The following is a 7,847-nucleotide window of genomic DNA, read 5'->3' as shown; positions in this document are numbered from 1 at the left end:
GTCGCTCGCGAAGGCGGGCGGCCTGGCGGTGCTGCTGGCCGTGGCGGTGCTGGTCATGTCGGCGGACCGCGGCGTGCCGCTCCTGCTGATCATCTTCGGCGCGCTGGTGGTGCTGCTGGATCTCATGCTCAGGCACACCGCGTTCGGGCGGCACGTGTACGCCGTCGGCGGCAACGCCGAGGCCGCCAGGCGCGCCGGCATCAACGTCACACGGGTCAGGATCCTGGCGTTCATGCTGGCCTCGGCGCTGGCGGCGGCCGGCGGCATCCTCGCAGCCAGCCGCCTGTCCGCCGTCAACCAGGGCTCGGGAGGCAGTGACATCCTCCTCATGGCGATCGCCACCGCGGTCATCGGCGGCACCTCACTGTTCGGCGGGCGCGGCCGGGCGTATGACGCGCTGCTCGGCGTCCTGGTCATCCAGGCCATCACCAACGGCATGTACCTGCTCAGCGTGGACTCCTCGGTGCGTTTCATGGTGACGGCCGCGGTGCTGGCACTGGCCGTGGCCATCGACTCGCTCGCCCGCAGGGGCGCCGCCCGGTGAGCCGGGTGCTGGGCATCGACGTGGGCGGGACGAAGGTCGCCATCGGGGTGTCCGGATCCGACGGACCGGAGCTCTCCGCCCGTGTCCGCCTGGACACCGGGCCCGGCACGCTCGCGCGAGCGCTCGCGGCGGCCCGGTCCCTGGACGGGTCGCCCGCCGCGGTGGGCTTCTCGACGTGCGGGGTGATCCGCGATGGCGTCGTACGGCTCGCCCCGAACGTCCCCGGCTGGGAGGGGCTCGAGCTGCCGAGGCTGCTCAGGGAGGAGTACGGCGCCGTCCCGGTGGCCATCGACAACGACGTGAACGCGGCGGCCGCGGCCGAGCTGCGCTGGGGCGCCCTTCGCGGAGTCTCCACGGGCGTATATGTGAACCTCGGCACCGGCCTGGCGGCGGCCCTGGTGGTGGACGGGCGGGTGGTGCCGGGCGCCCACGGCGCCGCAGGGGAGATCGGCTACCTGCAGGTGACGCCGGGCGAGCCCGCCTTCGCCGACGGCCGGGTCCCCCTGGAGGAGCGGGTCTCCGGCGGCGCGCTGGCCGCCCGCGGCACCGCCCTCCTGGGCCGCCCCACCACGGCTGCGGAGCTCCTGGCCGAGGCAGGCGCGCGAGAGCTGGTGGAGGAGGCGTTGCGGACCCTCGCCATGAACGTAGCGAACCTGTGCGTGATGCTCGACCCGGAGCGCCTGGTCGTGGGCGGCGGCATGATGGGCGCCGCCGACCTGATCATGCCGAGGCTGGCGGCCGAGGTCGCCCGCGCGGTGCCGTTCCCGCCGGAGCTGCGCCCGGCCAGGTTCGCGGACGACGCTCCCCTGCTGGGGGCGCTGGCGCTGGCCCGCGCGGAGTTAGCGTAGAGGTATGGTGCCAGAGAAGGTGCGACTCACTGAGGAGAAGGCCACGCTCCTCGCCACCCTGTACGGGCGGGCGCTCGACGCGAGGTCCAGGCACCCGATACTCGGTGACGACATGGCCGTCGAGGCGGTCGGCCGGATCGACTTCGACTTCCGCGCGACCGGCATGAGCCCCGCCCTGGCCGCCGCCGTCGCACTCAGGGACCGCTTCATCGACCGCTGGGCCGCCGAGTACCTCACCACACACCCTGAGGCCACCGTGCTCCACCTGGGCTGCGGCCTCGACACCCGCTTCTACCGGCTGGCGCCGCCGCCCACCGTCCGCTGGTACGACGTGGACTACCCCGAGGTCATCGAGTTGCGCCGCCGGCTGTTCCCCGAGCGGCCGGGCCACCGCATGATCGGCTCGTCGGTCACCGACCTGAAGTGGCTGGAGGAGGTCCCGGACGACGTTCCCGCGCTGGTCGTCGCCGAGGGCCTGCTCTACTACCTCCAACCGGAGGACGGGCGGGCCCTCCTGCGGGCGATCGTGGACCGCTTCCCCGGCGGGCAGCTCGTCTTCGACGCCGTGAGCAGGCTCGGAGTACGGCTGCAGAAGCTCAACAGGCCCGTACGGAAGGCCAGTGCCACGCTCTATTGGGGCATCGACGGCCCAGGCGAGCTGGTGGCGATCCATCCGAGGCTGCGCTGCGCCAGCGCGGTGAGCGCGTTCGACATGGACGGGTTCGACCGCCTGTCGGCGCCGCATCGGATCTCGGCCTGGATCGCCGGGGCGCTGCCGGGGGTGAAGCGGTCGGCGATGTTCTACCGGCTCGAGTTCTGAGGAGCCCCGCCGTTGTCCCGGCGGTCCAGGGCTGTCTGCAGGGCCTCCGCGGCCTCGTCCTCGTGCTCTTCCGAACGGTTCCAGGCATACATGTCGTACATGTGAACTCATCTCATTTCGCGAGCGTTCCAGCGGGGGGACGTCGGACTCCGGTCTCACGGACCGGACGGATGGGGACTTACTGGCCGACACAACGCCTCTCACCGCGGCGAGTCGTCGACCTGCCCTAACAGGCCCCGCCGCGGCAGGTAATAAGTACGAGCACCTGGCGCATTTCCTGCAACAGTACCCCAGCAATCTCGTTGGATGTCCTACTATCTCGCATGTTGAGACGCAAAAGGGCCGCCACCCGGAACGATCCGGATGACGGCCCCGAGGCCGAAGAGGGCGGTCAGTCCTCCAGGTCCACCGAGCGGCCGCTGTCGGCGCCGATCTCGTTGACAATCTGGTCGATCACGTCGGCCGGGATCCCGGAGTCGACGGTCAGCGCGATGAGCGCCTTGCCGCCCTTGGTGGAGCGGGCCACCTGCATCGAGGCGATGTTGACGCTGTGCTCACCCAGCAGGCGGCCGACCACACCGACGATGCCGGGACGGTCGGTGTAGGTGAAGAACGCCAGGTGGGCCGTCGGCTCGATCTCCATCTCGTAGCCATTGACCTCGACGATCTTCGTGATCTGGCGAGGGCCGGAGAGCGTGCCGGACACCGAGACCTGACGGCCGTCGGCGAGCAGGCCGCGCACGGTCACCACGTTGCGCCAGTCGGGGCTCTCCGAGCTGGTCACCAGCTCCACGGTGAGGCCGCGGTCCTTGGCCAGCAGCGGCGCGTTGACGTACGTGACCTGCTCCTCGACCACGTCGGCGAACACGCCCTTGAGCGCCGCCAGCTCGATCACCCGCACGTCCTCGGAGGCGATCTCGCCGCGCACCTCGACGTCGAGCTTGGTGGCCACCTCACCGGCCAGGGCGGTGAACACCCGGCCGAGCTTCTCGGCCAGCGGCAGGCCCGGCTTGACGTCCTCGGCCACCACGCCGCCCTGGACGTTGACCGCGTCCGGCACGAACTCGCCCCCGAGCGCCAGCTTCACGCTCCGCGCGACCTGGGTGCCGGCCTTCTCCTGGGCCTCATGCGTGGAGGCACCGAGGTGAGGCGTGGCGACGACCTGGTCGAGCTCGAACAGCGGGCTGTCGGTGCACGGCTCCTTGGAGAACACGTCCAGACCGGCGCCGGCGACGCGGCCCTCCTTGATCGCCGAGTAGAGCGCGCCCTCGTCGATGATGCCGCCGCGGGCGACGTTGATGATGCGCACGGACGGCTTGACCTGGTGCAGCTCCCTCTCACCAAGGAGACCGACGGTCTCCTTGGTCTTCGGCGGGTGCAGCGTGATGAAGTCCGATCGCTTGAGCAGGTCCTCGAAGCTGACCAGCTGGACGCCGATCTGGGCGGCGCGGGCCGGCGGCAGGTAAGGGTCGTATGCGATGATCTCGACGCCGAACGGCAGCAGCCGCTGGGCCACGAGCTGGCCGATCTTGCCGAAGCCGACGATGCCGATGACCTTCTCGTCGAGCTCGACACCGGTGTACTTGGACCGCTTCCACTCCCCGTTCTTCAGCGCGCCGTGGGCCTGAGCCGTGTTGCGCGCGCTGGCCAGGATGAGGGCGACGGTCTGCTCGGCGGCGCTGGTGATGTTGGAGGTCGGCGCGTTGACGACCATGACACCGGCCTTGGTGGCCGCTTCGACGTCGACGTTGTCGAGACCGACCCCGGCTCGGGCGACCACGCGCAACTTGGGCGCGGCCGCGATGGCCTCGGCGTCGACCTGCGTGGCGGAGCGGACGATCAGCGCGTCCACGTCTGCGAGAGCGGGCAGCAGCTGGGAACGGTCGGCGCCGTCGGTGTGGCGGACCTCGAAATCAGCCCCGAGTACGGCGAGGCCTGCCTCGGACAGCTCTTCTGCTACCAGAACGACGGGCTTGTTCACTGGTGTGGATCCTTAACGGCACGGCGGGCTTCGGGGGACACGTCCACGGATCCCCCGACGGTCCCACAGAGTGTATCCGGCGCTTGTGAACGCGTTCACGAGGCACCCACCATGTGAGACGGGTCCGCCCTACCCATCAGGCGACAAACTCATCCACTCCGCTCACATCTTTGTCTTGATCGGGAGATTTATTCGCCATTAGCCTGATAAGCCGTGGCCGAGTACTTAGGGTTCGTCTTATGAGCATCGGGAATCCTGCGCTTGCCGACGTGCTCGCACAGCATGGCACCCCGCATCGCCTGCTGAGCGCTCTCGCCGACGGTGGAGTCCTGGTGGCAGTGCGACCAGATCGCTCAGTCGTCCTCGGGACGACGCAAGCCGGTGACCGAGTGCTGCTCGGTTACACCAGCGCTGTCACCTATGCCAGGCACCGCGGCAGTCATTCCCTGTCGGCGTGCGACGCCGACACCATCCTGGACATCCAGCGCGTCACCGGTGTGCGGGAGATCGTGATCGACGCGGCCGGACCAGCCGCCGCGGCCGTGCCCATCGACGATCTCCAGCGGTTCCTCACCTCGACGCGCACGGGGCCGACGCCCGTCCTGTCAGGGGCGGCGCCTGCCGCGTACGCGACAGGGGCGATGGCGACCGTGTCACGCGGTGCCGCGCTGGCCCAGGTGGCGCCTCCGACCCCGCAGGCGCCGGTGCTGCCGTGGGTGCCCGCGCCCCGGCCGCACCTGTCGGGGCCCATGCAGCAGGTGGACCCCGGATACCGGCGGTGCACCCATCCAATCCTGCCCGCGCTGCGCCAGGCCATCGGACAGCTGCTCATGGACTTCCCGCTCGTGCATCACGTCTGGATCTCCGAGGCGCGTACGGCGTCCGGGGTTCCCGGGATCATGCTCCATGTGAAGGTGCACATGTCGGCCGCCGAGGACGTCGTACGCGACCTGCACCGCCTGGTCCGCGCCCGCCTGCCGCAGTTCGCTGCCTCCGGGGCGCCGATCCTGATGGCCAGGGTGGCGGACGCGCGCAGCGAGCGCCGGATGATCGAGATCGGCGCGCACGTGGTGTGCGCGAGCGTCGCCGACTGACGCGAACGGTACGCGCAGGGGCCTGTTAACTCGGGCCCCTACGCGTACGCGCCGGAAAGTAGGCCCTCCCGAACAAGCCCTCGCTCGGCTTGAATGAGGGCATGATCACACCGGTGGTGACGGCGTCCACCGTCCCCAGGGGCGTACGCCTCGGCTACGGCGTGGGGTCGTTCTGCACGGCCACGGTCACCACCGTGCCCGGCCTGCTCCTGCTGTACTACATGACCAACTCCCTGGCCGTGCCCGCCTGGCTGGCCGGGGTCGTGGTCACCGTGCCCAAGGTCTGGGATCTGATCGTCAACCCGCTGGTGGGCCGCTGGTCGGACCGGACCAGGTCGCGCCTCGGCCCGCGGCGGCCCTGGATGCTGGCCGGCGCCTGCACGCTGCCGATCGCGTTCTTCCTGATGTTCGCCGGTCCGCCGCTGACGGGCGTGCCCGCCGCCCTTTACGTGGGGGTGTGCTTCCTCGGGACGGCGACGGCGTACGCGCTGTTCGAGGTGCCGTACAAGACGATGCCCGGCGAGATGACGCACGACTATCACGAGCGCACCTCGCTGCTGCAGTGGCGGATGGTCTTCATCGGCGTGGCCACCGCGATCAGCGGCGTGCTGGCCCCGGCCATCGCCACCAGCCAGGGCGATGACGGCGCGCTGGGCAGCTACCGGCTGATGGGGACGACGATCGCGGTCATCCTGCTGCTGGCCATGCTGGGCTCGTTCTTCGGCACGGCCCGCGCTCCCATGACCGGCGCGCCGGAGGCGGACCGGGGCGGTTGGCGCGAGCAGTTCGCCGCGATCAAGGGCAACCGGCCGTTCCTCTGGCTGACCGTGCTGGCCTGCACGCAGATGCTCGCCGTGAGCATGATGCTGGCCGCCGCGCCGTACTTCGCCGCGTACACGCTCGGCTCGCCGAAGGCCACGCAGACGCTCTTCGCCGCGCTGGTCGGCCCGATCCTGCTGACGATGCCGCTGTGGGTGCGGCTGTCCAGGCGCTTCGACAAGCGCGGCGCGATGATCGTGGCGGTGCTGCTGTACGGGGGCGGCACGACGGCGGCGCTGGCCACGCCGCTGTTCGGCGCCGTGTGGGCGCACGTCACGATCCTGCTGGTCGGCGTCGGATACGCCGGACTGCAACTGCTGCAGTACTCCATGCTCGCGGACGTGATCGCGATGGACGCCGCCGCGACCGGCAAGCGGCGCGCGGGCGTGCTGACCGGGCTGTGGACCGCCATCGAGAGCGGCGTCAGCGCGTTCGGGGCGCTGGTCTTCGGCGTGATCCTGTCGATCGGCGGCTTCGTCGAGTCCGAGCCGAGCAGGCCGGTCCAGCAGCCGGACAGCGCGTTGACCGCGGTCCTGATCGGGCAGGCCGCGGTCCCCGCGTTGATCATTTTCCTGTCGGCGCTGATGACGCTGAGATATCGGCTCACGCCACCCGGCGGGCCAGCACCAGACACGTCCGCGTGAACGCCCCGGCCACCAGCGCGGCCAGCAGCGGCAGCCCCACCACGACCCCGGCCAGGAAGAGCCAGGGGACGGCGATCGTCGTGGATCCCGGGTCGAACAGCGCCGTGCTCCCGTAATCGATCCGGGTCAGCGGCCAGGTCAGCGCAATGCCGCTGACGGTGCCCGCGACCAGGCCCACGAGGGCGCCGAGGCCGGAGATGTAGGCGGCCTGAGCTGCCACCACGAGCCTGCGGACCCGCGCCGTCCCGCCGACGGCGGACAGGGTGTCGAGGTCCTGGCGCATGTCGGCGGCGGCCAGCCCCGTGGCCGCGAACGTGCCGCCGAGCACCAGGACCAGCGCGGCCGCGAGCAGGATCAGCAGGGTCACGAAACGGTTCTCGGCGTAGCCCCTCTCCACGACGGCGTAGGCATTGTCGCCGATCATGGTCCTGATCTCGGTGGACAGACGCTGCTCGTCGACATCTGTGTACGCCGCGTAGAGCGTCCGCTGCGCGACCTTGAGCCCCGTCGGCGCCAGCGCGGACGGCGGGATCACCGCGCCCCTCTGACCCGCCTCGGCCGCTGCCACCGCCACGGCAGGAACCCGGAAGGTCTTGACCGGCTTCATGTCCCAGTCTTCGGCCTGCAGCGTGATCATGCCGTCGCGCACCATGCCGGGGCTGAACACCACGGCCTTGCCCGCCGCCAGTGCCGCCGCCGCCTGCGGATCCCTGCGTTTCTGCAGGAAGGCGAGCACCTCTTGGTCGGCCACCTCCACGGAGCCGAAGCCATAGTCGACAGATCGGCACTCGCGCTTGCAGTCCTCCGGCCAGGTGACACTCAGATTGAGGGGCCGGCCCCGCGCGTCCTTCGCGTCCAGCCCGTTGACCAGGCTCACCCCCGGCAGCTTCTGCTGGACGAGCGCCCGCACCCGCGCCCACCCCTGATCGTCCGTCTCCCAGGCGCGGATCACCGTGGTGCCCGTGGGGACGATCGAGCCGCGTCTCGCCTCCTGGCTGACATACTCGCTGTTGACGCCGATGCCGAGCGTGACGGCCCCCATGGTGGCCGCCATGACCGCGGCGGTGGCGGAGGCCGTACGGACGCGGTGGCGGGAG

At 70.6% G+C, this 7,847-nt stretch carries 5 protein-coding genes and 2 pseudogenes; 5 read left to right on the top strand and 2 right to left on the bottom strand.

The features are described from left to right. From AB0J09_RS49135 to AB0J09_RS49125, 3 genes and pseudogenes are all read left to right on the top strand, one after another. Positions 1–544: pseudogene (locus AB0J09_RS49135) on the top strand (sugar ABC transporter permease); the annotation flags it as partial. Further along, on the top strand, positions 541–1,392 hold the full coding sequence (locus AB0J09_RS49130; RefSeq protein ID WP_360707736.1) for an ROK family protein: 852 nt from the start codon (positions 541–543) through the stop codon (positions 1,390–1,392). The pseudogene AB0J09_RS49135 and the gene AB0J09_RS49130, both read left to right, overlap by 4 nt. Positions 1,393–1,396: 4 nt before the next feature. Then, positions 1,397–2,212: a class I SAM-dependent methyltransferase gene (locus AB0J09_RS49125; RefSeq protein ID WP_360707733.1), complete on the top strand. Its 816-nt coding sequence runs from the start codon at positions 1,397–1,399 to the stop codon at positions 2,210–2,212. 391 nt (positions 2,213–2,603) lie between these two features. Here the strand turns inward: AB0J09_RS49125 and serA are convergent, their stop codons facing one another. Then, positions 2,604–4,193 carry a phosphoglycerate dehydrogenase gene (gene serA, locus AB0J09_RS49120; protein ID WP_360707730.1) on the bottom strand — a complete coding sequence of 530 codons (1,590 nt, stop codon included), beginning with the start codon at positions 4,191–4,193 and terminating at the stop codon, positions 2,604–2,606. 239 nt (positions 4,194–4,432) lie between these two features. Here serA and AB0J09_RS49115 point away from each other — a divergent pair, with 239 nt between their 5' ends. Next, the gene (locus AB0J09_RS49115) at positions 4,433–5,287 is read left to right on the top strand and encodes a hypothetical protein (RefSeq protein WP_360707727.1); all 855 of its coding nucleotides are present in this window, start codon (positions 4,433–4,435) and stop codon (positions 5,285–5,287) included. Between the two features lie 101 nt (positions 5,288–5,388). Beyond that, positions 5,389–6,750 carry an MFS transporter gene (locus tag AB0J09_RS49110; RefSeq protein WP_360707724.1) on the top strand — a complete coding sequence of 454 codons (1,362 nt, stop codon included), beginning with the start codon at positions 5,389–5,391 and terminating at the stop codon, positions 6,748–6,750. Here AB0J09_RS49110 and AB0J09_RS49105 read toward each other — a convergent pair. Next, a pseudogene (locus AB0J09_RS49105) lies at positions 6,710–7,847 on the bottom strand (ABC transporter permease); the annotation flags it as partial. The gene AB0J09_RS49110 and the pseudogene AB0J09_RS49105 sit on opposite strands and share 41 nt — an antisense overlap.

The organism is Nonomuraea sp. NPDC049784 (assembly GCF_040659615.1).
Classification (GTDB): domain Bacteria; phylum Actinomycetota; class Actinomycetes; order Streptosporangiales; family Streptosporangiaceae; genus Nonomuraea.
The sequence above is the reverse complement of the archived record's forward strand: the minus strand, read 5'-3'. Positions and strand labels throughout refer to the sequence as shown.